At 30.0% G+C, this 223-nt stretch carries 1 protein-coding gene; it reads left to right on the top strand.

Annotated elements, in window-relative coordinates; all coding sequences use genetic code 11:
- Positions 1-20: 20 nt before the first annotated feature.
- Positions 21-223, top strand: a 203-nt coding sequence (locus HMPREF3045_RS05385; RefSeq protein ID WP_180363008.1) for a MobA/MobL family protein, incomplete at its 3' end; no start/stop codon positions are given.

Here is a 223-nt window from a genome sequence, read left to right as displayed (position 1 = left end):
AAAGAAAGGAAGTGATAAAAATGGCAGACAGTTTTCATTTTTCAGTAAACATAATATCAAGAGGAAAAGGCAAAAGTGCAGTAGCAAGTGCAGCATATATAAGTGGAGAAAAAATAAAAAATGAATGGGACGGAGTAACCCATGACTATACAAGAAAAGAAAAAGTATTAGTAAAAAATATAATATTGCCTGATCATATACCAAAAGAATTTAATGATAGGTC

Origin of the sequence: Anaerococcus sp. HMSC075B03, assembly GCF_001815585.1 — a bacterium.
GTDB classification, from domain to species: domain Bacteria; phylum Bacillota; class Clostridia; order Tissierellales; family Peptoniphilaceae; genus Anaerococcus; species Anaerococcus vaginalis.
This window is presented reverse-complemented; position numbering and strand designations above follow the sequence as displayed.